This is a genomic window from Citrobacter sp. CF971, assembly GCF_006385635.1.
Classification (GTDB): Bacteria; Pseudomonadota; Gammaproteobacteria; order Enterobacterales; family Enterobacteriaceae; genus Citrobacter; species Citrobacter freundii.
This window is the reverse complement of sequence record NZ_CP041051.1, coordinates 4,330,426-4,353,715: the sequence shown is the minus strand read 5'-3', so window position 1 is coordinate 4,353,715 and position 23,290 is coordinate 4,330,426. Positions and strand designations below refer to the sequence as shown.

Annotated in this window: 26 protein-coding genes; 14 read left to right on the top strand and 12 right to left on the bottom strand. The window is 52.8% G+C overall.

What is annotated here, in order from left to right:
* The first annotated feature begins 143 nt into the window (after positions 1 to 143).
* The 8 genes from rbfA (at position 144) to mtr (ending at position 8,898) form a co-directional block, all read left to right on the top strand.
* The gene (gene rbfA, locus E6P06_RS24540) at positions 144 to 548 is read left to right on the top strand and encodes a 30S ribosome-binding factor RbfA (RefSeq protein ID WP_003024988.1); all 405 of its coding nucleotides are present in this window, start codon (positions 144 to 146) and stop codon (positions 546 to 548) included.
* Positions 548 to 1,492, top strand: coding sequence for a tRNA pseudouridine(55) synthase TruB (gene truB / locus E6P06_RS24535; protein ID WP_139935812.1), 945 nt, complete (start codon positions 548 to 550; stop codon positions 1,490 to 1,492). The genes rbfA and truB overlap by 1 nt, the downstream gene beginning before the upstream one ends.
* A gap of 273 nt (positions 1,493 to 1,765) precedes the next feature.
* Positions 1,766 to 2,035, top strand: a complete 270-nt coding sequence (rpsO, locus tag E6P06_RS24530) for a 30S ribosomal protein S15 (protein WP_000059465.1) — start codon at positions 1,766 to 1,768, stop codon at positions 2,033 to 2,035.
* Positions 2,036 to 2,281: 246 nt separating this feature from the next.
* Positions 2,282 to 4,414, top strand: a complete 2,133-nt coding sequence (gene pnp, locus E6P06_RS24525) for a polyribonucleotide nucleotidyltransferase (protein ID WP_003024984.1) — start codon at positions 2,282 to 2,284, stop codon at positions 4,412 to 4,414.
* Positions 4,415 to 4,523: 109 nt separating this feature from the next.
* On the top strand, positions 4,524 to 5,408 hold the full coding sequence (gene nlpI, locus E6P06_RS24520; protein ID WP_003024982.1) for a lipoprotein NlpI: 885 nt from the start codon (positions 4,524 to 4,526) through the stop codon (positions 5,406 to 5,408).
* Positions 5,409 to 5,514: 106 nt separating this feature from the next.
* Positions 5,515 to 5,595 (top strand): protein YrbN, encoded by an 81-nt coding sequence (gene yrbN, locus E6P06_RS24515; protein WP_010723222.1) that lies wholly within the window; start codon positions 5,515 to 5,517, stop codon positions 5,593 to 5,595.
* Positions 5,588 to 7,516 (top strand): DEAD/DEAH family ATP-dependent RNA helicase, encoded by a 1,929-nt coding sequence (locus E6P06_RS24510; protein WP_003839970.1) that lies wholly within the window; start codon positions 5,588 to 5,590, stop codon positions 7,514 to 7,516. Before yrbN ends, E6P06_RS24510 begins: the two co-directional genes overlap by 8 nt.
* A 137-nt stretch (positions 7,517 to 7,653) precedes the next feature.
* On the top strand, positions 7,654 to 8,898 hold the full coding sequence (gene mtr, locus E6P06_RS24505) for a tryptophan permease (protein ID WP_138827963.1): 1,245 nt from the start codon (positions 7,654 to 7,656) through the stop codon (positions 8,896 to 8,898).
* 87 nt (positions 8,899 to 8,985) lie between these two features.
* On the opposite strand, the gene E6P06_RS24500 is transcribed toward mtr, so the two are convergent.
* The 3 genes from E6P06_RS24500 to E6P06_RS24490 all read right to left on the bottom strand — a co-directional run bounded on the left by E6P06_RS24500 (position 8,986) and on the right by E6P06_RS24490 (position 11,954).
* A complete protein-coding gene (locus E6P06_RS24500) occupies positions 8,986 to 9,993 on the bottom strand; it encodes a luciferase-like monooxygenase (protein ID WP_139935811.1) in 1,008 nt (335 codons plus the stop codon).
* Positions 9,994 to 10,071: 78 nt separating this feature from the next.
* Complete coding sequence (locus E6P06_RS24495) at positions 10,072 to 10,968, bottom strand: U32 family peptidase (RefSeq protein ID WP_032939206.1); 897 nt, start codon at positions 10,966 to 10,968, stop codon at positions 10,072 to 10,074.
* Positions 10,959 to 11,954, bottom strand: coding sequence for a peptidase U32 family protein (locus tag E6P06_RS24490; RefSeq protein ID WP_003839981.1), 996 nt, complete (start codon positions 11,952 to 11,954; stop codon positions 10,959 to 10,961). The genes E6P06_RS24495 and E6P06_RS24490 overlap by 10 nt, the downstream gene beginning before the upstream one ends.
* A gap of 220 nt (positions 11,955 to 12,174) precedes the next feature.
* Here E6P06_RS24490 and E6P06_RS24485 point away from each other — a divergent pair, with 220 nt between their 5' ends.
* Positions 12,175 to 12,699: an SCP2 domain-containing protein gene (locus E6P06_RS24485; RefSeq protein ID WP_003024968.1), complete on the top strand. Its 525-nt coding sequence runs from the start codon at positions 12,175 to 12,177 to the stop codon at positions 12,697 to 12,699.
* Positions 12,693 to 13,196, top strand: a complete 504-nt coding sequence (locus E6P06_RS24480) for a GNAT family N-acetyltransferase (RefSeq protein WP_003024966.1) — start codon at positions 12,693 to 12,695, stop codon at positions 13,194 to 13,196. The genes E6P06_RS24485 and E6P06_RS24480 overlap by 7 nt, the downstream gene beginning before the upstream one ends.
* On the opposite strand, the gene E6P06_RS24475 is transcribed toward E6P06_RS24480, so the two are convergent.
* Positions 13,183 to 13,491, bottom strand: a complete 309-nt coding sequence (locus E6P06_RS24475; protein WP_088169154.1) for a GIY-YIG nuclease family protein — start codon at positions 13,489 to 13,491, stop codon at positions 13,183 to 13,185. The genes E6P06_RS24480 and E6P06_RS24475 overlap by 14 nt on opposite strands.
* Positions 13,492 to 13,534: 43 nt before the next feature.
* Between E6P06_RS24475 and E6P06_RS24470 the strand changes: the two genes are divergently transcribed.
* Together E6P06_RS24470 and E6P06_RS24465 are read left to right on the top strand one after the other, a co-directional pair.
* Positions 13,535 to 13,963 carry a YhbP family protein gene (locus tag E6P06_RS24470; protein WP_044714511.1) on the top strand — a complete coding sequence of 143 codons (429 nt, stop codon included), beginning with the start codon at positions 13,535 to 13,537 and terminating at the stop codon, positions 13,961 to 13,963.
* A gap of 37 nt (positions 13,964 to 14,000) precedes the next feature.
* Entirely contained in the window at positions 14,001 to 14,636 is a 636-nt protein-coding gene (locus E6P06_RS24465; protein ID WP_003024957.1) for an NAD(P)H-binding protein, read from the top strand.
* A 93-nt stretch (positions 14,637 to 14,729) separates the two neighbouring features.
* On the opposite strand, the gene dolP is transcribed toward E6P06_RS24465, so the two are convergent.
* The 4 genes from dolP to E6P06_RS24445 are packed head-to-tail and all read right to left on the bottom strand — an operon-like array spanning position 14,730 to position 18,344.
* The gene (gene dolP, locus E6P06_RS24460; protein WP_003024954.1) at positions 14,730 to 15,305 is read right to left on the bottom strand and encodes a division/outer membrane stress-associated lipid-binding lipoprotein; all 576 of its coding nucleotides are present in this window, start codon (positions 15,303 to 15,305) and stop codon (positions 14,730 to 14,732) included.
* A gap of 9 nt (positions 15,306 to 15,314) precedes the next feature.
* Positions 15,315 to 15,905, bottom strand: a complete 591-nt coding sequence (diaA, locus tag E6P06_RS24455) for a DnaA initiator-associating protein DiaA (protein ID WP_003024948.1) — start codon at positions 15,903 to 15,905, stop codon at positions 15,315 to 15,317.
* Positions 15,906 to 15,939: 34 nt separating this feature from the next.
* Positions 15,940 to 16,335 carry a YraN family protein gene (locus tag E6P06_RS24450; protein ID WP_139935810.1) on the bottom strand — a complete coding sequence of 132 codons (396 nt, stop codon included), beginning with the start codon at positions 16,333 to 16,335 and terminating at the stop codon, positions 15,940 to 15,942.
* Entirely contained in the window at positions 16,293 to 18,344 is a 2,052-nt protein-coding gene (locus E6P06_RS24445) for a penicillin-binding protein activator (RefSeq protein WP_139935809.1), read from the bottom strand. The genes E6P06_RS24450 and E6P06_RS24445 overlap by 43 nt, the downstream gene beginning before the upstream one ends.
* Before the next feature lie 63 nt (positions 18,345 to 18,407).
* Here E6P06_RS24445 and rsmI point away from each other — a divergent pair, with 63 nt between their 5' ends.
* Together rsmI and E6P06_RS24435 are read left to right on the top strand one after the other, a co-directional pair.
* Positions 18,408 to 19,271 carry a 16S rRNA (cytidine(1402)-2'-O)-methyltransferase gene (rsmI, locus tag E6P06_RS24440; RefSeq protein ID WP_003024942.1) on the top strand — a complete coding sequence of 288 codons (864 nt, stop codon included), beginning with the start codon at positions 18,408 to 18,410 and terminating at the stop codon, positions 19,269 to 19,271.
* Between the two features lie 2 nt (positions 19,272 to 19,273).
* Positions 19,274 to 20,299, top strand: coding sequence for a Fic family protein (locus E6P06_RS24435; RefSeq protein ID WP_139935808.1), 1,026 nt, complete (start codon positions 19,274 to 19,276; stop codon positions 20,297 to 20,299).
* Between the two features lie 3 nt (positions 20,300 to 20,302).
* On the opposite strand, the gene E6P06_RS24430 is transcribed toward E6P06_RS24435, so the two are convergent.
* The 4 genes from E6P06_RS24430 to agaB are packed head-to-tail and all read right to left on the bottom strand — an operon-like array spanning position 20,303 to position 23,195.
* A complete protein-coding gene (locus E6P06_RS24430) occupies positions 20,303 to 21,022 on the bottom strand; it encodes a galactosamine-6-phosphate isomerase (protein WP_049015907.1) in 720 nt (239 codons plus the stop codon).
* Between the two features lie 53 nt (positions 21,023 to 21,075).
* The gene (gene agaD / locus E6P06_RS24425; protein WP_005131762.1) at positions 21,076 to 21,867 is read right to left on the bottom strand and encodes a PTS galactosamine transporter subunit IID; all 792 of its coding nucleotides are present in this window, start codon (positions 21,865 to 21,867) and stop codon (positions 21,076 to 21,078) included.
* Entirely contained in the window at positions 21,857 to 22,663 is an 807-nt protein-coding gene (agaC, locus tag E6P06_RS24420) for a PTS galactosamine transporter subunit IIC (protein ID WP_071684994.1), read from the bottom strand. Before agaC ends, agaD begins: the two co-directional genes overlap by 11 nt.
* A gap of 55 nt (positions 22,664 to 22,718) precedes the next feature.
* Positions 22,719 to 23,195, bottom strand: a complete 477-nt coding sequence (gene agaB / locus E6P06_RS24415; protein WP_139935807.1) for a PTS galactosamine transporter subunit IIB — start codon at positions 23,193 to 23,195, stop codon at positions 22,719 to 22,721.
* Between the last annotated feature and the right edge of the window lie 95 nt (positions 23,196 to 23,290).

The following is a 23,290-nucleotide window of genomic DNA, read 5'->3' as shown; positions in this document are numbered from 1 at the left end:
TCGTCGTCTTTTGGGCCGCAATTTGCAGCCCAAAATCCTTAGAAGATGATTAGGTGTAGGCCGGGTAAGCGAAGCGCCACCCGGCAAGAAATTTAAAAAGGGGCTGATAGCCCCTTTTTTGTCTTTATTCTGGAGAATTTATTATGGCGAAAGAATTTGGTCGCCCGCAGCGTGTCGCGCAAGAGATGCAGAAAGAGATCGCACTTATCCTGCAACGCGAAATCAAAGACCCGCGTGTTGGTATGATGACCACCGTATCGGGTGTTGAGATGTCTCGTGATCTGGCATATGCCAAAGTATTCGTGACTTTCCTCAACGATCAGGACGAAGCTGCTGTGAAAAACGGCATCAAGGCACTGCAGGAAGCCTCTGGTTTTATCCGTTCTCTGCTGGGTAAAGCCATGCGTCTGCGTATCGTGCCTGAGCTGACCTTCTTCTACGACAACTCGTTGGTTGAAGGGATGCGCATGTCCAACCTGGTGACCAGCGTGGTGAAACATGACGATGAGCGTCGTGTGAACCCAGCGGACGACAGCAAGGAGGACTGATGAGTCGTCCTCGTCGTCGTGGTCGCGACATTCACGGTGTCCTGCTGCTGGATAAGCCGCAGGGCATGTCCAGCAATGATGTACTGCAAAAAGTAAAACGCATTTACAATGCCAATCGCGCAGGACATACCGGCGCATTGGATCCGCTGGCGACAGGCATGCTGCCAATCTGCCTCGGTGAAGCGACTAAGTTTTCACAGTATTTGCTGGATTCTGATAAACGCTATCGTGTGGTTGCCCGTCTGGGCCAGCGTACAGACACTTCCGATGCCGATGGGCAAATCGTGCAGGAACGTCCGGTAACCTTCACCGCAGAACAACTGGCGAGCGCGCTGGAAACTTTCCGCGGCGATATCGAGCAGATCCCGTCAATGTATTCGGCGCTGAAGTATCAGGGTAAGAAGCTGTACGAATATGCGCGTCAGGGTATTGAAGTGCCGCGTGAAGCGCGACCGATTACCGTCTATGAGCTGCTGTTTATCCGTCACGAAGGTAACGAACTGGAGCTGGAAGTTCACTGTTCCAAAGGCACCTATATTCGCACCATTGTTGACGATCTGGGTGAGAAGTTGGGCTGCGGCGCGCACGTCACGTATCTGCGTCGTTTGACGGTCAGCAAGTATCCGGTGGATCGAATGGTGACGCTGGAACATCTGCGTGAGCTGGTTGAACAGGCCGAGCAGCAGAACATTCCGGCGGCACAGCTGCTTGATCCTTTGCTGATGCCAATGGACAGTCCAGCATCGGACTATCCTATTGTTAATTTGCCTTTAACATCCTCGGTTTACTTTAAAAACGGTAACCCGGTACGGACATCAGGCGCGCCGCTGGAAGGGCTGGTCCGCGTGACGGAAGGCGATGACGGCAAGTTTATCGGCATGGGGGAGATGGACGATGAAGGTCGTGTCGCCCCCCGTCGCCTGGTGGTTGAGTATCCTGCATAGCGCTCTCTGTCTTGCGATAAAAGGGCGCTGCGAGTAGAATACTGCCGCTTAACGTCGCGTAAATTGTTTAACAATCTACGCGACGTATACACAAAATCATTCGAGCTGCATCAAGGCGGCAAGTCTGAGAATCCTTAGGAGCTTACTTAGATAAGTGACTGAGGTGAGCGGACGCAGCCAACGCAGAGTCAGTTTGAAGGATAAAGTGTATACACTGGGATAGCTGAATTAGAGATCGGCATCCTTTCATTCTTAACACTTTGGAGTTTTAAAATGTCTCTAAGTACTGAAGCTACCGCTAAAATCGTTTCTGAGTTTGGTCGTGATGCAAACGACACCGGTTCTACCGATGTTCAGGTTGCACTGTTGACTGCACAGATTAACCACCTGCAGGGCCACTTTGCAGAGCACAAAAAAGATCACCACAGCCGTCGTGGTCTGCTGCGCATGGTTTCTCAGCGTCGTAAACTGCTCGACTACCTGAAACGTAAAGATGTTGCACGTTACACCGCGCTGATCGAGCGTCTGGGTCTGCGTCGCTAATTCTTTCGAGTTTCAGAAAGAGGGGGCCTTCATGGCCCCTTTTTTCCAGCAGATGGCAGCAATTCGCTGGAAACTAATGTATTGTTGCTATGAATGATCTTCCGTTGCAGAGGTTCGCGCGGCTAATGAGAGGCTTTACTCATGCTTATGGGTTAGGGTTGTCATTAGTCGCGAGGATGCGCAGAAGATCGGGTATTAACGATGGCGCAAAATGTGCCGTCAAAAAAATAGAGAAAGGATATTATTTTGCTTAATCCGATCGTTCGTAAATTCCAGTACGGTCAGCATACCGTTACGCTGGAAACCGGCATGATGGCGCGTCAGGCGACTGCCGCTGTTATGGTTAGCATGGATGACACCGCGGTATTCGTTACCGTTGTTGGCCAGAAAAAAGCGAAACCAGGCCAGGACTTTTTCCCGCTGACCGTTAACTATCAGGAGCGTACCTACGCTGCTGGCCGTATCCCGGGTAGCTTCTTCCGTCGTGAAGGCCGTCCGAGCGAAGGCGAAACCCTGATCGCGCGTCTGATTGACCGCCCGGTTCGCCCGCTGTTCCCGGAAGGCTTCGTGAACGAAGTTCAGGTTATCGCGACCGTTGTTTCCGTTAACCCGCAGGTTAACCCGGACATCGTGGCAATGATTGGTGCATCTGCTGCGCTGACTCTGTCTGGTATTCCATTCAACGGCCCGATCGGTGCTGCACGTGTTGGTTACATCAATGACCAGTACGTACTGAACCCGACTCAGGACGAACTGAAAGAAAGCAAGCTGGACCTGGTTGTTGCGGGTACTGAAGCAGCCGTACTGATGGTTGAATCCGAAGCAGAACTGCTGAGCGAAGATCAGATGCTGGGTGCTGTTGTGTTCGGTCACGAACAGCAGCAGGTTGTGATTCAGGCTATCAACGAGCTGGCGAAAGAAGCTGGCAAACCGCGTTGGGACTGGCAGCCAGAAGCCGTCAACGAAGCGCTGAACGCACGCGTTGCCGCACTGGCAGAAGCTCGCCTGAGCGATGCTTACCGCATCACCGACAAACAAGAGCGTTATGCTCAGGTTGACGTAATCAAATCTGAAACCATCGCGACTCTGGTGGCTGAAGACGAAACCCTGGACGCTAACGAACTGGGTGAAATCCTGCACGCTATCGAGAAAAACGTTGTTCGTAGCCGCGTACTGGCAGGCGAGCCGCGCATCGATGGCCGTGAAAAAGACATGATCCGTGGTCTGGACGTGCGTACTGGCGTTCTGCCGCGTACCCACGGCTCCGCACTGTTCACCCGTGGCGAAACTCAGGCGCTGGTTACTGCGACCCTGGGCACCACTCGTGATGCGCAGAACCTTGACGAACTGATGGGCGAGCGCACTGACAACTTCCTGTTCCACTACAACTTCCCTCCGTACTGCGTAGGTGAAACCGGTATGGTCGGTTCTCCGAAGCGTCGTGAGATTGGTCACGGCCGTCTGGCGAAACGTGGCGTACTGGCAGTAATGCCGGAACTGGATAAATTCCCGTACACCGTGCGTGTGGTTTCTGAAATCACCGAATCTAACGGTTCTTCTTCCATGGCTTCCGTATGTGGTGCTTCCCTGGCGCTGATGGACGCAGGCGTGCCGATCAAAGCCGCCGTTGCGGGTATCGCGATGGGTCTGGTGAAAGAAGGCGACAACTTTGTTGTTCTGTCTGACATCCTGGGCGACGAAGACCACCTGGGCGATATGGACTTCAAAGTGGCGGGTTCCCGCGACGGTATCTCTGCACTGCAGATGGATATCAAAATTGAAGGTATCACCAAAGAGATCATGCAGGTTGCTCTGAACCAGGCTAAAGGTGCGCGTCTGCACATCCTGGGTGTGATGGAACAAGCGATCAACGCACCGCGTGGCGATATCTCTGAATTTGCTCCGCGTATCCACACCATCAAGATCAGCCCGGACAAGATCAAAGACGTTATCGGTAAAGGCGGTTCTGTTATCCGTGCTCTGACCGAAGAAACCGGCACCACCATTGAAATCGAAGATGATGGTACCGTGAAGATTGCTGCGACCGACGGCGAAAAAGCGAAATATGCTATCCGTCGTATCGAAGAGATCACCGCAGAGATCGAAGTAGGCCGTATCTACAATGGTAAAGTGACCCGTATCGTTGACTTTGGCGCATTCGTTGCCATCGGTGGCGGTAAAGAAGGTCTGGTACACATCTCTCAGATCGCTGATAAGCGCGTTGAGAAAGTGACCGACTACCTGCAGATGGGCCAGGAAGTACCGGTCAAAGTTCTGGAAGTTGATCGCCAGGGCCGTGTACGTCTGAGCATTAAAGAAGCAACTGAGCAGTCTCAGCCTGCAGGCGAACCGGAAGCTCCGGCAAGCCAGGGCGAGTAAGGTTGCCATTGCCCTCCGTGAAAGCGGAGGGCCTTTAACCCGGCAGGATGCCTTGTTAGCAACCGGGGAACCTGGACGTTCATTCAATCGTTGTCTTCGGGAGTGGGAAATGAAGCCTTTTTTGCGCTGGTGTTTCGTTGCGACAGCACTCACGCTGGCTGGATGCAGTAATTCCGCCTGGCGAAAGAGTGAAGTCCTCGCAGTACCATTGCAACCGACTTTGCAGCAGGAAGTGATTCTGGCACGTATGGAACAAATTCTTGCCAGTCGGGCTTTAACCGATGACGAACGCGCACAGCTTTTATATGAGCGCGGAGTGTTGTATGATAGTCTCGGTCTGAGGGCACTGGCGCGAAATGATTTTTCACAAGCGCTGGCAATCCGACCAGATATGCCTGAAGTATTCAATTACTTAGGTATATATTTAACGCAGGCAGGCAATTTTGATGCTGCCTATGAAGCGTTTGATTCTGTACTTGAGCTTGATCCAACTTACAACTACGCGCACTTAAATCGCGGTATCGCATTGTATTACGGCGGTCGCGACAAGTTAGCGCAAGATGATCTGCTAGCGTTTTATCAAGACGATCCCAATGATCCTTTCCGTAGTCTGTGGCTTTATCTTGCCGAGCAGAAGCTCGATGAGAAGCAGGCGAAAGAAGCGTTGAAGCAACGCTTTGAGAAATCGGATAAAGAGCAATGGGGATGGAACATTGTCGAGTTCTACCTGGGCAACATTAGCGAAGCAACGCTGATGGAACGCCTGAAGGCGGACGCAACGGATAACACCTCGCTCGCTGAGCATCTCAGTGAAACCAACTTCTATTTAGGTAAGTACTACCTAAGTCTGGGGGATTTGGACAACGCTACGGCATTGTTCAAACTGGCGGTGGCTAACAACGTTCATAACTTTGTTGAGCACCGATACGCATTGTTGGAATTATCGCTCCTGGGCCAGGACCAAGATGACCTGGCAGAATCGGACCAGCAATAGCTGACGTACACATCAGCCCGTAATCTTTTTTGATTGCCATCACCTTCACGGGTGAGGGCGTTGTTGTTCGTTAATACACCTACTTTGAGCCGGTTCACACTTTTCAATGAAAATTGCAGATCAATTTCATGATGAGTTATGTAGACTGGCCGCCATTAATTTTGAGGCACACGTACTACATGGCTGAATTCGAAACCACTTTTGCAGATCTGGGCCTGAAGGCTCCTATCCTTGAAGCCCTTAACGATCTGGGTTACGAAAAACCATCTCCAATCCAGGCAGAGTGCATTCCGCATCTGCTGGGCGGCCGCGATGTTCTGGGTATGGCCCAGACAGGTAGCGGCAAAACTGCAGCGTTCTCTTTACCGCTGCTCAACAATCTTGATCCTGAGCTGAAGGCACCTCAGATTCTGGTGCTGGCACCGACCCGCGAACTGGCGGTTCAGGTAGCAGAAGCCATGACGGATTTCTCTAAACACATGCGCGGCGTGAACGTGGTTGCCCTGTACGGCGGCCAGCGTTATGACGTGCAATTACGTGCCCTGCGTCAGGGACCACAGATCGTCGTCGGTACGCCGGGCCGTCTGCTGGATCACCTGAAGCGCGGTACTCTGGACCTATCCAAACTGAGCGGTCTGGTACTGGACGAAGCTGACGAAATGCTGCGTATGGGCTTCATCGAAGACGTTGAAACCATCATGGCGCAGATCCCGGAAGGTCATCAGACCGCTCTGTTCTCTGCAACCATGCCGGAAGCGATTCGTCGTATTACCCGTCGCTTTATGAAAGAGCCGCAGGAAGTACGCATTCAGTCCAGCGTTACCACGCGTCCTGACATCAGCCAGAGCTACTGGACTGTGTGGGGCATGCGTAAAAATGAAGCGCTGGTGCGTTTCCTGGAAGCAGAAGATTTTGATGCGGCGATTATCTTCGTTCGTACCAAAAATGCGACCCTGGAAGTGGCAGAAGCGCTGGAGCGTAGCGGTTATAGCAGCGCTGCACTGAACGGCGACATGAACCAGTCCCTGCGTGAGCAGACTCTGGAACGTCTGAAAGATGGCCGCCTGGATATCCTGATTGCTACCGACGTTGCGGCCCGTGGCCTGGACGTTGAGCGTATCAGCCTGGTTGTTAACTACGACATCCCGATGGATTCCGAGTCTTACGTTCACCGTATCGGCCGTACCGGTCGTGCGGGTCGTGCTGGCCGTGCGCTGCTGTTCGTTGAGAACCGTGAGCGTCGTCTGCTGCGTAACATCGAACGCACCATGAAGCTGACGATTCCGGAAGTAGAACTGCCGAACGCAGAACTGCTGGGCAAACGCCGTCTGGAAAAATTCGCCGCTAAAGTACAGCAGCAGCTGGAAAGCAGCGATCTGGATCAGTACCGTGCTCTGCTGGCAAAAATGCAGCCGGAAGAAGAGCTGGATATCGAAACGCTGGCAGCAGCATTGCTGAAAATGGCTCAGGGCGAACGTCCGCTGATCCTGCCGCCAGATGCGCCGATGCGTCCGAAACGCGAATTCCGCGATCGTGATGACCGTGGTCCGCGCGATCGTAACGATCGTGGCCCTCGTGACCGTAATGACCGTGGTGGTGAAGATCGTCCGCGTCGTGAACGTCGTGACGTTGGTGACATGCAGCTGTACCGCATTGAAGTGGGCCGTGATGACGGTGTTGAAGTTCGTCATATCGTTGGCGCGATTGCTAACGAAGGCGATATCAGCAGCCGTTACATCGGTAACATCAAGCTGTTTGCTTCCCACTCCACCATCGAGCTGCCGAAAGGTATGCCGGGCGACGTGCTGCAGCACTTTACCCGTACTCGTATCCTGAACAAGCCGATGAACATGCAGTTGGTTGGCGATGCAGTTCCGCACACCGGTGGTGAGCGTCGTGGCGGTGGCCGTTTCAGCGGTGAGCGTCGTGAAGGTGGTCGCGGTGAAGGTCGTGGCTTTAGCGGTGAACGTCGTGAAGGCGGTCGTGGCGATGGTCGTCGTTTTAGCGGCGAACGTCGTGAAGGCAATCGTGGTCCGCGTCGTGACGATTCTTCTGCTCCGCGTCGCGATGACTCCGCTGGTCGTCGTCGTTTCGGCGGTGACGCATAAGTTTCGCTGCGTAAAGTAATATATACAGCCCCGATCTCAACAATCGGGGCTTTTTTTATTTCATTTGTACTCGTGTACTGGTACAGTGCAGCGCATTGAGATGTAGTCACAATATAAATGACTGGAGAGATGGCTAAATGGCAACACTAACCACCACCCAAACGTCACCTTCGCTGCTCGGCGGCGTGGTGATTATCGGCGGCACCATTATTGGCGCGGGGATGTTTTCTCTGCCAGTGGTCATGTCCGGGGCGTGGTTTTTCTGGTCAATGGCGGCGCTGATCTTCACCTGGTTCTGCATGCTGCACTCCGGGCTGATGATCCTCGAAGCTAACCTCAATTACCGCATTGGCTCCAGTTTTGACACCATCACGAAAGATCTGCTGGGTAAAGGCTGGAACGTAGTGAACGGCATCTCGATCGCCTTCGTTCTCTATATCCTGACTTACGCCTATATCTCAGCGAGCGGGTCGATTCTGCATCACACCTTCTCCGAGATGTCGCTGAATGTTCCGGCGCGCGCGGCAGGTCTTGGCTTTGCGCTGCTGGTGGCATTTGTGGTGTGGTTAAGCACCAAAGCGGTTAGCCGCATGACGGCGATTGTGCTGGGCGCAAAGGTGATTACCTTTTTCCTGACCTTCGGCAGTCTGCTGGGGCACGTGCAGCCCGCAACACTGTTTAACGTGGCGCAGAGCGACGCTTCGTATACGCCGTACCTGCTGATGACGCTGCCGTTTTGTCTGGCTTCATTCGGCTATCACGGCAACGTCCCGAGCCTGATGAAGTACTACGGCAAAGATCCGAAGACCATCGTTAAGTGTCTGGTGTACGGCACGCTGCTGGCGCTGGTGCTGTATACCGTATGGTTGCTGGGAACGATGGGCAACATTCCGCGTCCAGAGTTTATCGGTATCGCGCAACAGGGCGGTAACATTGATGTGCTGGTACAGGCACTGAGCGGCGTACTAAACAGCCGCAGTCTTGATCTGCTGCTGGTGGTGTTCTCTAACTTTGCGGTGGCGAGTTCATTCCTCGGCGTTACGCTCGGTCTGTTTGACTATCTGGCGGATCTGTTTGGCTTTGATGACTCAGCAGTGGGACGTTTCAAAACGGCATTGCTGACGTTTGTCCCGCCAATTATCGGTGGCCTGCTATGGCCGAACGGTTTCCTGTACGCCATCGGCTATGCAGGACTCGCAGCAACCATATGGGCTGCCATTGTTCCGGCGCTGCTGGCCCGTAAATCCCGCGAGCGTTTCGGTAGCCCGAAATTCCGTGTCTGGGGCGGTAAGCCGATGATTGCGCTGATCCTGGTGTTCGGTATCGGCAACGCGGTTATCCATATTCTGTCGAGCGTGGATCTGTTACCGGTCTATCAGTAAAACCGTTGCCCGGTAGCGCTACGCTTACCGGGCCTACAGTACCGTGTAGGCCGGATAAGGCGTAGCCGCCATCAGGCACAAACCGCGCTACCCCAACAATTCCTGCTTCACATCCATCGCCAAATCAAATGAGTGTAGCCGCGCCAGGTGATCAAAAATCTGGCCGTTAACCATAATTTCATCAGCCTGGGTTTCACGCAAGATAGCCTCCAGCCCGTGTCGCACTTTCGCCTTATCACCAACCAGCGACATGCTCAGCGCCTGTTGTACGCCGTACTGTTCAGAAGCGGACCACAGCTGATGCATATTCTCTACCGGCGGTGGTAGCTGGCCGGTTTCGCCACGACGCAGTTTCACAAACGCCTGCTGCATCGAGGTGAAAAGAAACTCGGCATCGCGATTGCTGTCAGCGGCAATGATGTTGATGCACACCATCACATACGGCTTTGCCAGCCGCGCTGAGGGTTTGAACTGGGTGCGATACAGATGCAGCGCCTGATGCAGCATATCTGGAGCAAAATGCGAGGCGAAGGCAAACGGCAGGCCGAGCTGGGCCGCCAGCTGTGCGCTGTACAGGCTGGAGCCTAATAACCAGACCGGGATCTGCTCGCCGTAGCCGGGAACCGGGCGTACATGGGGGTTAGGATCGCGGGCGTCGAACCAGTCCACCAGTTCAGCGACGTCGCGAGGGAAGTTATCGATATCACCGCTCATATGGCGGCGCAGCGCACGCATCGTTGGCTGATCGCTCCCCGGCGCGCGGCCAAGCCCAAGATCGATGCGTCCCGGATACAGCGTATTCAGGGTACCGAACTGCTCGGCGATCACCAGCGGCGAATGGTTGGGCAGCATCACGCCGCCAGACCCGAGATGCAGCGTGGTGGTATTGGCAGCCAGATAGCCAATCAGCACTGAAGTTGCCGCGCTGGCGATACCGACCATGTTGTGATGTTCTGCCAGCCAGTAGCGGTGGTAGCCGCGCTTTTCGGCCAGTCGGGCGAGATCAAGCGAGTGCGTGAAGGCCTCTTTTGCCGAAGAACCTTCAGGGATCGGCGCCAGATCCAGCACCGAGAACGGAATAGTTTTGTCAGTCATAACGGCTCACTTTGTTACCGGTTAATCTTTTAATACTGCATTAAAATTTGATTACCGTTGTTAACAAAGTGAGCTTTTTTACGCCTGCAGCTCCAGACCAGCCAGTCGCTTCCAATAGCCGTTGCAGTCACTGTGGGCGGCAAGCGGTAATGGAGCACTGCCATTTTCATTGGCACGGAAGGCGTCAAGCATGGCGAATGTCTCTGTCCCCAGCGGGGAAAGGCGCACAATATCAACCAGCCCCTGCATGGATGTCAGCTCGTTACCGAGGTTGTAGACATAGCCGCTCATGGTCTGGATCCCGTTGAGCACAAAGACCTGCTGATTCTCCTGCGACAGCACATCACGCCCGTTGGGATATTTAATGCAGCAGGTTTCGCACTCGTCTTTAGGCTTATCTTCGGAACGTGCGGTAAAGCAGCGGGCAGAGTAGGCCAGCGGTAAATGCCCATAACTCAGCACTTCGGTTTCAAACTGGTCGCGAATACCCAGTTCGTCGCACTGGTTGAGCAGGTTCACCAGCCAGTCGCGCGACAGCTCAACCGGCATACACCAGCGCACCATGCCCTGCTTGAGCAGAATACGCAGCGTGACGGCGTTGTAGCAGTTGAGCGCGTGCCCGGCGACAAACGGCAGCTTACGCTCGGCGCACATATTCACCACGCCGAGATCGCTGGCTTCCAACAGGAAGTCGCCGTTTTCGACATAGCGCTTCAGCTCTCCCAGTTCAGAGGAAGCCTGCACCAGCGCCAGCGTCGACAGCACCACCTGCTTACCGCTACCGGCGAGAGACTTCGCCATATCCAGCCAGTCGCCCACTTTGGTCGCACGGCGTTTGCTGCATACCGCTTCGCCAAGATAGATAACGTCAGCATGACTGGCGGCGGCCTGCTGGTAAAAATCTTCCAGCGTTTCTTTCGACCAGTAGTAGAGCACGGGTCCTAATGAATATTTCATTGCTTTTCTCACTGCCATTTACGGTGATACGCGCCAAGCGTGGTCTGCGTGCCTTCGGACATTGAACCGAGCGTTTCCATCCACGCGGCCTGCGGGACGTAGTTTTGCGGGTCGGCCATACAGCGGTCGATTGCCTGACGCCACACTTTCGCCACCTGGCTAACGTAAGCCGGGCTGCGCTGGCGACCTTCGATTTTCACCGAGGCAATATTGGCAGCCAGCAGTTCCGGCAGCAGTTCGAGCGTGTTGAGGCTGGTGGGTTCTTCCAGCGCATGGTAGCGCTCGCCATCCACCAGGTAGCGCCCTTTACACAGCGTTGGATACCCGGCGTTTTCGCCATCCTGGTAGCGATCAATCAGCACTTCGTTCAGGCGAGATTCCAGACCCTGTGGGGTCTGCTGCCAGCGCACAAAACGGGCAGGGGAGCAGGCACCGACGGTATTAGGAGATTCGCCTGTCAGGTAAGACGAAAGATAGCAACGGCCTTCCGCCATAATGCACAAGCTGCCAAAGGCGAACACTTCCAGGGGAACTGGCGTGACGCGAGCAAGCTGCTTCACCTGATGAATAGACAGCACGCGCGGTAGAACCACGCGGGCGACGTCAAAGTTGCGATGGTAGAAATTAATCGCCTCTTCATTGGTTGCAGATGCCTGAACAGAGACATGGCGCTCAATATGCGGGTAGCGCTCTGCGGCATACTCAAGCATGGCGAGGTCGGCGAGGATCAGCGCGTCTGCACCCAGTTGCGCTGCCATATCAACGGCACGCTGCCAGCGTGCGTAACCATCCGGGTGCGCAAAGGTGTTAATCGCAATGTGCAGCTTACGGCGATGTTGATGAACGAAACTCACCGCTTCCTGCAATTTTTTCTCGGTAAAATTAAGGCCGGCGAAATGACGGGCGTTGGTATCATCTTTCAGCCCGATGTAGACAGCATCAGCGCCGTTCTCGATGGCCGCCTTAAGCGCCGGGAGGTTTCCGGCAGGGCAGAGCAGCTCCATAATTTATCCTGAACGTTGCGCCATGTAGGGCGCAGAAATGTTAACGAAGAGGGATTTTAGTTAACCTTGCTGAGACAATTTTTGATTTGAGGCAGTTAAAGTCGTATTGGTGACACCAATAAAGAGGTAACAATTTCGTAGCGAATTGTTGATTTATGCCGCTATGTCGTTTATTTGATATGGCAAAATAGCAGGACTATTGAAACAGGGAGTAAAGCTCGTGTTGGATAAACTGCGTTCACGCTTAGTACATTTAGGTCCTTCTCTGATGAGTGTACCGGTTAAACTGACGCCCTTTGCGCTGAAGCGCCAGGTTCTGGAGCAGGTCCTGAGCTGGCAGTTTAGTCAGGCGCTGGCCGATGGGGAGCTGGAGTTTCTCGAAGGTCGCTGGCTGAGCATTCATGTGCGTGACATTGACCTCAAATGGTATACCTCTGTTGAGAACGATAAACTTATCGTCAGCCAGAATGCAGATGCGGATGTGAGTTTTAGCGCCGATGCCAGCGATCTCCTGATGATCGTGGCCCGCAAGCAGGATCCGGATACGCTTTTCTTCCAGCGTCGCCTGGTGATTGAAGGTGATACAGAATTAGGGCTATACGTAAAAAATCTGATGGATGCCATCGAACTGGAGCAGATGCCTAAAGCGTTGCGCGTCATGCTGATGCAGTTGGCGGATTTTGTTGAGGCGGGGATGAAAACGTCGCCAGAAACCAAACAGACCTCGGTAGGTGAGCCATGCTGATTCGAGTTGAGATTCCCATTGATGCCCCTGGTATTGATGCGTTGCTGCGCCGTTCATTTGAGAGCGATGCGGAAGCAAAATTAGTCCACGACCTGCGTGAAGATGGTTTCTTAACGTTGGGTTTGGTTGCTACCGATGATGAAGGTCAGGTAGTGGGTTACGTCGCGTTCAGTCCTGTCGATGTTCAGGGTGAAGATCTGCAATGGGTCGGCATGGCGCCGCTCGCGGTGGATGAAAACTACCGGGGGCAGGGCCTGGCGCGTCAACTGGTCTATGAAGGACTCGATTCCCTGAACGAGTTTGGCTACGCCGCGGTGGTTACGCTGGGCGATCCGGCACTGTACAGCCGCTTTGGCTTTGAGCTGGCAGCGCATCATGACCTGCGTTGCCGCTGGCCGGGCACCGAAAGCGCGTTCCAGGTTCATCGCCTGGCGGACGATGCGCTGGAGGGCGTGACGGGCCTGGTGGAATACCACGACCACTTCAATCGTTTTTAACATCCGGGGCTTGCAGGCTGCTCAGTAGAGCTTCAAGCCCTTCGCCTTCTACAAGGCGCTCTTTCTGACGCTTTGTGAGCTGTTTGACGCGATACTCTATGCGCAGGGCCAGCGAACGGTCGCCAACTTGCGCCGCAAATGCCAACGTGAGTTCCCCCTTTCCACGTAGCGCCTTCGCGCCTTTCCCACTTTGATGCTGCTTATAGCGGCGCTGCACATCGGTGGTTATTCCGGTGTATAAGGCGTTGTCAGCGGTACGGATCAGGTACAGATACCAGGGTGTCATTGTCACCATCGACGTGATAATTTTCAGACCTACAGTATAAAAGAGAACAGAAATGGAAACACTGACTGCGGTGTCTCGCTGGCTGGCAAAACAGCACGTCGTGACCTGGTGCGTACACCATGAAGGTGAATTGTGGTGCGCTAATGCATTTTACCTGTTTGATGCGCAGAAGATGGCATTCTATGTGCTGACCGAAGATAAAACGCGCCATGCGCAAATGTCCGGGCCGCGCGCGCCGATTGCCGGCACGGTAAATGGGCAGCCCAAAACGGTCGCCCTGATTCGTGGCGTGCAGTTTAAGGGTGAGATTCGCCGTCTTGAAGGGCTGGAGAGTGAAGCCGCGCGTAACGCCTACAACCGCCGTTTCCCTGTCGCCAGAATGTTGCCAGCGCCCGTGTGGGAGATTCGACTGGATGAAGTCAAATTCACGGACAACACGCTGGGCTTCGGTAAAAAGATGCACTGGCTACGTGATCTATAGTTAAAAGAGTGATTGAAGCGTCAGGGGAAAATAAACGATGAGCCAGGTGTTAATAACCGGTGCAACGGGTCTGGTGGGTGGACATTTATTGCGGATGCTACTGAATGAACCCCGGATCAATGCCATTACGGCGCCGACGCGTCGACCGCTGGCTGATACGGTTGGCATCTATAATCCCCACGATCCGCAGCTAACCGATGCTCTGGCGCAGGTTACCGATCCGGTCGATATTGTCTTTTGTTGTCTGGGAACGACCCGACGTGAAGCGGGCAGCAAAGAAGCATTTATCCACGCTGACTATACGCTGGTAGTGGATACAGCTCTGACGGGGCGTCGGCTGGGGGCACAGCATATGCTGGTGGTGAGTTCGATGGGCGCTAATGCCAATTCACCGTTTTTTTATAACCGGGTGAAAGGTGAAATGGAGCAGGCGCTGATTGCGCAGAATTGGCCTCGGCTGACCATTGCCCGGCCTTCAATGCTACTGGGTGATAGGGACAAACAGCGGGCGAATGAGATGTTTTTAGCGCCGTTGTTCAGGCTGCTGCCGGGTAACTGGAAGTCGATTGAAGCGCGCGATGTTGCGCGGGCAATGTTGGCAGAAGCGCTGGCGCCTGGGCATGAAGGGGTTTCGATCCTGACCTCTTCTGAGTTACGCGAAAGGGCTAAATAAAATGCCGGATGGCGCTGACGCTTATCCGACCTACAAACGATAACGTCCTGTAGGCCGGATGAGACGCTCAGGCGTCGCTATCCGGCATCAGTATTACTTAATAAACGTAAAGGCCGTCGTGACGCGTTTCACGCCGCTTACCCGGCTGGCGATGTCTGCCGCCGCCTTCGCTTCGCGTTCGGTCACCAGACCTAACAGGAACACTTCTCCATTCTCGGTCGTGACTTTCACGTTAGAGGATTTCACCTGATCGCTGGTCAGTAACTGGGAACGTACTTTGGTGGTTATCCAGGTATCGTTGGACGCATCGCCCAGACCGATTGGCTGGCCCTGACGGATCTCATTAAAGACCTCAGTCGTACCTTCTACGCCCATCGCAATCTGTTTTGCTCGTGCAGACAGTTCGCTATTTGGCGACTGACCGACCAGCAGCACTTTACCCTGATATGCGCTCACGTTGATTCGCGCTTCTTTCTTGATCTGGGCATCTTTCGACAACGCCGTATTGACGCGTAATTCCAGGGTTCCATCATCTACCTGGGTGCCGACGCTGCGAGGATCCGTCGCGGCTTTGGTGCCGACAGCAGCAGTTCCGACAACGGCAGCAGCGACACAGCCTTGCAGCAGCAGTGCAGCGATAATCACAGCAAGCGGCGAAAATGCCTTCATGTGTACTCCTTAATCATCCTGGTGAGGGAAAAGCGTGTTATCGATGAGATCGCAAAGGCAGTTGACCGTCAGCATGTGCATTTCCTGAACGCGGGCGCTGTGGTGTGAGGGGATACGGATTTCAACATCCTGCGGCCCCAGTAATCCGGCCAGTTCCCCTCCGTCATACCCGGTCAGCGCGACGATTGTCATGTCGCGTGTCACGGCGGCTTCAACGGCTTTTACGATATCGCGGCTATTACCACGCGTAGAGATTGCCAGCAGAACATCTCCTGCATGTCCCAGCGCACGGACTTGTTTTGCATAAACTTCGTCGTGCAGGCGATCGTTGGCAATCGCAGTTAAGACCACATTATCAGTGTTTAGTGCAATCGCAGGTAAACTTGGGCGTTCTGTTTCAAAACGATTGATCATGCTGGCAGCAAAATGCTGTGCGTTGGCAGCGGACGTCCCATTACCACAACAGAGAATTTTGTTGCCATTGAGCAGGGACTGAACCAGCGTCATGGCGGCACGGGAGATCGCATCCGGAAGTGCTTCAGCCGCAGCTATCTGAGTTTGAATGCTTTCTGTAAAGCAGACTTTAATTCTATCTAACACGCTAATCCTTAAGAACCAGGCTCTGAATCTTCAACTATGAGCGGTCGTTGAACGCGTCCTTAAACCACTCAACATCATTTCCGGTGAAGGCTAACACATCGAACCGGCAATCCACAGTATCAAAACTCCCATTGTGGCGCGCAAGCCACAAGCGGGCGGTCTGTAATAATTTGTGTTGTTTGCTCCGGGTCACACTCGCCGCTGCGCCGCCAAACTGGGCCGAGCGCCGATAGCGGACTTCAACAAAGACGGTGGTGCTGCCTTCACGCATTATCAGGTCGATTTCGCCGCCACGTTCACGCACGTTGGCGGCGATAAAATGCAGTCCCTTGCTTTGCAGCCAGTCACACGCGGTGGATTCCCACGCGTCACCGGTCTGTTTACTCGTTAACTGGCGGGGACGACTTGTCCTTGCTGGTATTTGAGCCATGATAACTTCCTGTTAATCACACAATCCGGCGTTGCGGTTAAGGCCCCGGTGTTGCCGTTAATTTCGAAACCCTGTACCTGACGCATTTGCGAGAAGTGGTTGGCAAGTGACCAGGCATCGACGCCCATCGCATACATACGTGCCAGTGAGTAGTCGTTACGAACCGCGCCAAGCGCCTGCTGCATGAGAGGAGCGTTAGCACCTGCAAGCATCGGTATTTCGCTGTACTGCAAGCCTTCCATCTCCAGACGGAAATCCGGGCCAGCAGTTCCCTGCGCGCTACGGGAGCTGGCGTACAGCGTCGCTCCGCTCTGGCTGCCGTTGCGCATAGCGATCATCGGCTTAATAAAGGCAATTTCTTCCGGCGTCGCCAGAATATACACGGCATCAACACGGCCGCTGCCGCCGGTGATCTGCGCATCGGTGGGCGCAGCCGGAATCGTCAGGCCGCCAATCGTCACGCCAGGTTGCGCAGGTACAGAGGAGGCCACCGGGCTGCCCGTCAGGGAAATTCCCGAGCCGCCGTTGACGCCCATTTTCAGCTCGGCGGTAGAGCCAAACTTCTGCTGCAACACTACGCCGCCGCCCAGCTTTTGCCATTCCTGTGCAAAGGCGTTGGCAACGCGATCGCCTAATGAACTCCGAGGGATCAACAACAGCGGCGTCTGTTTTCCTTGATCGCGGATGTGACGCGCGGCGTCGCGCGCTTCATCTTCTGGCGACAAAGCGAAGTAGCAGACGTTCGGCAGGTTTTTCACCGACTCCGGCTGATTAAGTGCCAGCACGTTTAATGGCGTATTGCTTTTCATCAGCTCTTCAACATTGTTCTTCAGCAGTGGGCCAACCACGATGCTGGCGCCATCCTGTTGAACCTGAGTCAGAATTTGGTTCAGAGGCTGTGATGAAGTGTCGTAGATTTTCAGCTCTGCTGATGGATTCGCCGGTGCGCTGGCGGTTGTTGGCTGAGCGGGTGCTGCGGGCTGCGCAGCAGATGTTTCTGGCTGTGCTGGCGTCTCGTTGGTCAGATCGCTTACTGACGCCTGAGAAGGGCTGGCAACGCCGTCAGTCGTTTGCGGCTGTTCTGTGGTCGTCGCAGCTGTTGTATCCGCAGCAGGCGCAGCTACCGCAGGGGCCGCTACGGGTTGAGTACCCATATTTTTCGCCGCTTCAAAGCCTTGCTGAATAGTCCGGCCAAATACAGCGGCCTGACCGTTCAGCGGCAGCAGCAGCGCAATTTTGCTGGTGGAGGCGGGCTTAAAGCTCTGGACGTTAACCAACTGCGTTGGCAGTATTTTTGCGCCCGGGTTTTGCGGATAACGTTTCTGCCAGTCAGCAATACCCGCTTTCATCATGTCTGGATCGTTACGGTTATCGAACCAGACGCGCTGGAGATCTAACCAGCCTTGCAGCACGTTTTCATCCGCATTGATGACCAGTGCCTGTGCTTGCTCCTGGGTCATGGATGACAGCGCCTGCCAGGTGGCATCGATGTTTTTCTGCTTAGCATTCGCGGCCAGCAGCGGTTCCTGGGCGATCAGGGCGCGCAGTAGTGTCAACGATGGGCGACCCTGGTTGACGTCGATTTGCGCCTGCCAGTATCTGGCCTGCTGGTTTTGATCGAAATCGGCAGGAGTGAGTTTATCCAGCAGGGCCTGAGCGCCAGCGATATCTTTCTGCGCGAGTTTGATCTCGACGGCCAGCAGAGACTGCTCACGACGCTGAGTGTCGTTTAGTTTCTGCGGCAGCTGGTTCAACAGCTCGATAGCCTGCTGGCTCTTGCCTTCTTTCAGCAGTGCACGAATGGCGAGTAATTGCCAGTTGGTCTTGCTATCATCTGAGCTTTGCTGCATTTGTTGCAGATAAAAGCCGGAATCAGCCTGCGCAGTGCCCTGCATATGGGCTGCACTCTGGTCTGGCGCCTGGGTGCCACAGCCTGCGAAAATCAGTGCTGCCAGAATGACTGGTAGCGCGCGCGCGGCTTTCAAACGAGAAAATGTTGAGGGTACCATACTGTATCCAGTGATATTTTTTTACTCAATGCTCAATATTAAATCGGCAATACGGACGACACAATGAAACAACACGAATCGGCGGATAATTCTCAAGGCCAACTCTTTATTGTACCTACTCCTATAGGAAATTTGGCTGATATTACCCAACGAGCGCTCGAAGTTTTACAAGCCGTTGATTTGATTGCCGCTGAAGACACTCGTCATACAGGATTATTGTTACAACATTTCGCGATTAACGCCCGTTTGTTCGCGTTACACGATCACAATGAGCAACAAAAAGCGGAAACGCTGGTGGCGAAGCTCAAAGAAGGGCAAAACATTGCGCTGGTTTCCGATGCCGGAACGCCGCTGATTAACGATCCTGGCTACCATCTGGTGCGTACCTGTCGCGAAGCGGGGATCCGCGTTGTTCCTCTACCGGGCCCTTGCGCGGCGATTGCTGCCCTGAGCGCTGCTGGTTTGCCTTCAGACCGCTTTTGCTATGAAGGTTTTCTGCCTGCCAAATCGAAAGGGCGTCGTGATGCGATGAAAGCCATTGAGGCAGAGCCGCGTACGCTTATTTTTTATGAATCTACCCACCGCTTGCTGGATAGCCTGGAAGACATGGTTGCCGTCTGGGGCGAATCCCGTTACGTGGTGCTGGCGCGCGAGCTGACCAAAACCTGGGAAACCATTCACGGCGCACCGGTCGGCGAACTGCTTGCGTGGGTCAAGGAAGATGAAAACCGTCGTAAAGGTGAAATGGTGCTGATTGTCGAAGGGCATAAAGCGCAGGAAGACGATCTCCCTGCCGATGCGCTGCGTACGTTGGCTTTATTACAGGCAGAACTGCCGCTGAAAAAGGCCGCCGCGCTGGCCGCTGAAATCCACGGCGTGAAAAAGAATGCACTGTATAAGCACGCACTGGAACAGCAGGGGGAGTAGACGTGAGCACCTACCAACCGCCTTTTACCGTTACGCCATTGATCCTCAATCAAGTCATTGAGATTGGTGAGCTGATGGGGCATTGGGCGGCGATGGCGGGCAGGATATCTCCTCTTTTGCGCAAAGAGAACCGTATTCGTACTATCCAGGCTTCTTTAGCGATTGAGCATAATTCGTTGACGACGGATCAGGTTACAGCCCTGATGGACGGTAAGCGTATTTTGGCTCCGGCTAAAGATATACAGGAAGTCAGAAATGCGATTCTGGCATATGAAAAAATGTCGGAGTGGAAAAGTGAAAAACTCTCCGATCTTTTACAGGCACATCAAGTCCTGATGATGGGGCTTGTCGATAACCCGGGCCAATTGCGATCTGGCAATGTCGGTGTTTACAGGGAAAAACAGCTTATTCATATGGCCCCGCCGGTCTCACAAGTTCTTCGCTTGATGAATGATTTACTGGACTGGTTAAAAACGACAGAACTTCACCCGCTTATCGCTGGTGCTGTATTCCATTATGAGTTCGAATTTATTCATCCTTTTGCCGACGGCAATGGACGGATGGGGCGATTGTGGCAGACATTAATCCTGAGTGAGTGGCGTTCAGAATTAGCCTGGTTGCCGGTGGAAACGCTGATCCACTACCAGCAGGATCGCTATTACCAGGTGCTAGGAGTGTGCGATCGGCAAAGCAGCTGCACGCCATTTATAGAATTTATTCTGGAAAACATTATCTCTGCTTTGCAAGAGGGATTGGGAAAATCAGTAACCCTGTCGGAAGAAATGTCGGAAGAAATGTCGGAAGAAATGTCGGAAGAAATGTCGGAAGAAATTCCGTCTGATTCACTGGATATGGAAAAGCGCATTCTACGAATCTTGTCGAATCAGCCTGGCAGAACCGCCAAAAGTATCGCTGATGAGTGTGAAATCTCACCCCGAACAGTTGAACGCTATCTGAAAGCGTTGCAGCTAAAAGGCAAACTACAACGCGTTGGCTCGACGAAAGGAGGGATGTGGCGGGTGCTGTAAATTTTATTTATCAGAGTATTGTGAGCCGTCAATCAGGCAACCCACATTGCTGTGTAGCCATAAAAATGAAGCAGGAATAGCTGTTGTAACGGTGGCGGCCAGGTATTTTTCTACCGCATCATGCTTCCCTTCACCTGCTATCAGCAACAAGATCTCTTTTGCATTCAGAATGTCCTTCAGCCCGAGCGTAATGCCGCGAGTTACAGGATTAGTGGCCGTTTTTAACATGTCATGATGGCGCGTTTTCTCATCAAGTACGCTGATATGGCAAAACGGTTCCAGTAACTCCGCGGGTTCATTCAACCCCAAATGGCCATTTTTGCCGATTCCGAGCAGACATAAATCGAGGCCGCCCCGGCTGGCAATAATCTCTGTAATGCGTTCGCATTCCTGCTCGTTAACATTTTCAGATTGAAAACCGACCAGCTGTTCTGCTCGTAAACCCAATGGTTGAACGATGTGTTGTTGCAGGAAATATTCGCACGTTGCTGGAGAGTTCAGGGGAATGCCAACCCACTCATCCAGTTTTACGAAAACTACCCGCTCAATATTGATCTGACGCTGGTTAATTTTCTCGACAAAGTAGCGATAGGTGAGAAGCGGCGTGCCTCCTGTTGCCAGACAGATGGTGGCATCAGGCTTCTTTTGAATCAGCGTAATTAACTGCTCGCTGGCGCGATCGCTCAATACGTCATAATTGTCGCAGTACTGGGTATATTGCATTTTTCGAGTCCTTTTGAAGGGGGATGTTGCAGGCCGCTTCATCCTCTTTTCGTTTAAAGAATGCCAAGTGCTGACGAGATAATTGACAGTACAAACGTTACGCCGATTAACAATACTGGATGTGCTTTTTTCACCCGCAAAAGGTAGTACATCAGCAGCGTGTAGCCCATCGGTAAAATATTCGGGAATACTTTATCGAAAAAATCCTGTTGTAACGCCACGCTGTGGGTACTGTCGATCGCGAAGGAAGTTACAACATTGATATGCACATAGGAGGCGATGAGCCCACCGATAACGGTTATCCCGAGGATCGTTGCTGAGCGGGCGATCATCTGCGAGTTTTCCCGCACTTTATCGATAGCCTTAACCCCGACCGAATAACCAACGTGCGTCCAGCCGACACGCAGAAAAAAGATCATCAAATAAACGGCGAAAAACAGAATTGGCCCCAGGATGTTCCCCTGACTGGCGAAAGAAGAGCAGATCCCCGCCATAATGGGCAGCAAGGTGAACCAGAAAATGGCATCGCCGATCCCGGCGATGGGTCCGAACAACGCCACTTTCAAGCCCTTAATCGTGTCGCGATTTTCTCCCTTCTCTTCCATTGAGATTAGTAGTCCCATCAGGAAGCCAACCAGGTTTGGGTGGGTATTGATAAATTCCAAATGATCTTTCATCGCCGCGCTCAGACCGGCTTTATCATCTTTATAGATTTTTCTCAGGATCGGGAGCATCGCCCAGGTAAAACCTCCCGCCTGCATCCTCTCATAGTTAAAGCTAGCCTGAAGAAGGGATGATCGAAACCCCAGGCGAGTAATGTCTTTTTTACTGATTTCAGATCCCATTGCTGTAGTCCTCTTCTTCATTGTTCTTATTGGTGACAGGCTGAGGTTGAGCCTGCTGTTTGGCTTTCGCATTGAAAAACTCATATACGGCGAAGCCTGCGCCTAATACGGCGACGGGCAGAAGGTTATTAACCTGGATGTAGCAAACGAAAAGGAAGCCAGCAATCAGGTATGGAATGTACTGTGCTTTGAACATCACGCGGAGCAACAAACCAAAACCGACTGCGGGCAAAATGCCCCCGGCCACTTCAAATCCATGTGTTAACCAGGCGGGCATGGCTTTTACCAGTGACTGCATAGCACCTTGTGCCAGATACGTACACAGGAAGGCGATGATGGCGTAAGAAGAAGCAACAATCAGCGTTGTCAGCCAGTTCAGACGTGTAAATGCGCCTGTGTTAGCTTCTTTCGCACAATTATCGGCTTTTGCCATGAACAATGAGAAGGCTGAGTAAAAGAACAATATGACGTACTGCATCAAGAGGCTGAAAGGTAAGCCAAGACCGATAGCTGTTTTAGCATCCACACCGGTAGACCATGCAATTACCGTGGTCATTAAACCAGCCATGATTGGATTAGGGGGCTGTACACCACCTGCGGGTGTCAAACCGGCAAATGCCAGTTCTGTCAGACCACCTGTTATCAGGCCAATATGAATATCGCCGAGAATAGCGCCGGTTAGCGTACATACAATGATTGGCCGGAATAAAAACAAGGCTTCCAGCCAAAAATCTATTCCAAGGAAGAAGACTAATGCAGCCAGGGATATACCCTGAAGTAGTGTTATTTCATGCATGTCGGATACCTCAAATAAATAAATCCTTTTATTATGAAAAAATCTGATTTATTCCTTACTCAGGAATCTGTTCTTTTTGATCACCAGGGACATCCTGAATAAAAATATTAACGCCTTGTTTCTTAATAAATTGAAGATTTTCAAGATCCTGATCGTTAACATAAACTTTGCTACTGATTTGTTTTTTGCCTTCAGAAAAATGCATATTGCCTACGTTGACGTCGTTCAGCTTAATACCACCTTCAAGTAATCTTCTTACCGTTTGTGGCGTCCGGCAAATCAGGAAAATTTTCTGATGTGGTGCGGCCTTACCGATAACGTTGATGGTTTTTTCTATGGAAAAAAAGCGGATGCCAAAACCGTAGGTTTCGGCAGTGATACCCATTAATTTTTGCTGAATCTCATCCTGAGCAACGTCATCATCAACAACGACTAACAAGTTAGCACCAATTGTTGATGTCCATGTCACGCCAACCTGCCCATGGACTAATCTGTTATCAATGCAGGTTAATAGAATATTTGGACTGCTCATATTTAAATCCTCACCATAAAAAGATTGAATGACATAGATTATTCAAATATATTATTGTTGCAGCATCAAATTCATAAATTTATTCAGCGTGATTT

Excerpts from the sequence above, each read along its gene's own strand:
- yrbN (WP_010723222.1), top strand. The coding sequence starts at position 5,515 with ATGAAAATTGCAGATCAATTTCATGATGAGTTATGTAGACTGGCCGCC.
- E6P06_RS24500 (WP_139935811.1), bottom strand. The coding sequence starts at position 9,993 with ATGACTGACAAAACTATTCCGTTCTCGGTGCTGGATCTGGCGCCGATC.
- E6P06_RS24445 (WP_139935809.1), bottom strand. The coding sequence starts at position 18,344 with ATGGTACCCTCAACATTTTCTCGTTTGAAAGCCGCGCGCGCGCTACCA.
- agaD (WP_005131762.1), bottom strand. The coding sequence starts at position 21,867 with ATGGGATCTGAAATCAGTAAAAAAGACATTACTCGCCTGGGGTTTCGA.
- E6P06_RS24450 (WP_139935810.1), bottom strand. The coding sequence starts at position 16,335 with ATGGCTCAAATACCAGCAAGGACAAGTCGTCCCCGCCAGTTAACGAGT.
- agaC (WP_071684994.1), bottom strand. The coding sequence starts at position 22,663 with ATGCATGAAATAACACTACTTCAGGGTATATCCCTGGCTGCATTAGTC.
- rsmI (WP_003024942.1), top strand. The coding sequence starts at position 18,408 with ATGAAACAACACGAATCGGCGGATAATTCTCAAGGCCAACTCTTTATT.
- rbfA (WP_003024988.1), top strand. The coding sequence starts at position 144 with ATGGCGAAAGAATTTGGTCGCCCGCAGCGTGTCGCGCAAGAGATGCAG.
- E6P06_RS24475 (WP_088169154.1), bottom strand. The coding sequence starts at position 13,491 with ATGGTGACAATGACACCCTGGTATCTGTACCTGATCCGTACCGCTGAC.
- mtr (WP_138827963.1), top strand. The coding sequence starts at position 7,654 with ATGGCAACACTAACCACCACCCAAACGTCACCTTCGCTGCTCGGCGGC.
- dolP (WP_003024954.1), bottom strand. The coding sequence starts at position 15,305 with ATGAAGGCATTTTCGCCGCTTGCTGTGATTATCGCTGCACTGCTGCTG.
- nlpI (WP_003024982.1), top strand. The coding sequence starts at position 4,524 with ATGAAGCCTTTTTTGCGCTGGTGTTTCGTTGCGACAGCACTCACGCTG.
- E6P06_RS24480 (WP_003024966.1), top strand. The coding sequence starts at position 12,693 with ATGCTGATTCGAGTTGAGATTCCCATTGATGCCCCTGGTATTGATGCG.
- agaB (WP_139935807.1), bottom strand. The coding sequence starts at position 23,195 with ATGAGCAGTCCAAATATTCTATTAACCTGCATTGATAACAGATTAGTC.
- E6P06_RS24470 (WP_044714511.1), top strand. The coding sequence starts at position 13,535 with ATGGAAACACTGACTGCGGTGTCTCGCTGGCTGGCAAAACAGCACGTC.
- truB (WP_139935812.1), top strand. The coding sequence starts at position 548 with ATGAGTCGTCCTCGTCGTCGTGGTCGCGACATTCACGGTGTCCTGCTG.
- rpsO (WP_000059465.1), top strand. The coding sequence starts at position 1,766 with ATGTCTCTAAGTACTGAAGCTACCGCTAAAATCGTTTCTGAGTTTGGT.
- E6P06_RS24430 (WP_049015907.1), bottom strand. The coding sequence starts at position 21,022 with ATGCAATATACCCAGTACTGCGACAATTATGACGTATTGAGCGATCGC.
- E6P06_RS24495 (WP_032939206.1), bottom strand. The coding sequence starts at position 10,968 with ATGGCAGTGAGAAAAGCAATGAAATATTCATTAGGACCCGTGCTCTAC.
- E6P06_RS24490 (WP_003839981.1), bottom strand. The coding sequence starts at position 11,954 with ATGGAGCTGCTCTGCCCTGCCGGAAACCTCCCGGCGCTTAAGGCGGCC.
- E6P06_RS24465 (WP_003024957.1), top strand. The coding sequence starts at position 14,001 with ATGAGCCAGGTGTTAATAACCGGTGCAACGGGTCTGGTGGGTGGACAT.
- E6P06_RS24510 (WP_003839970.1), top strand. The coding sequence starts at position 5,588 with ATGGCTGAATTCGAAACCACTTTTGCAGATCTGGGCCTGAAGGCTCCT.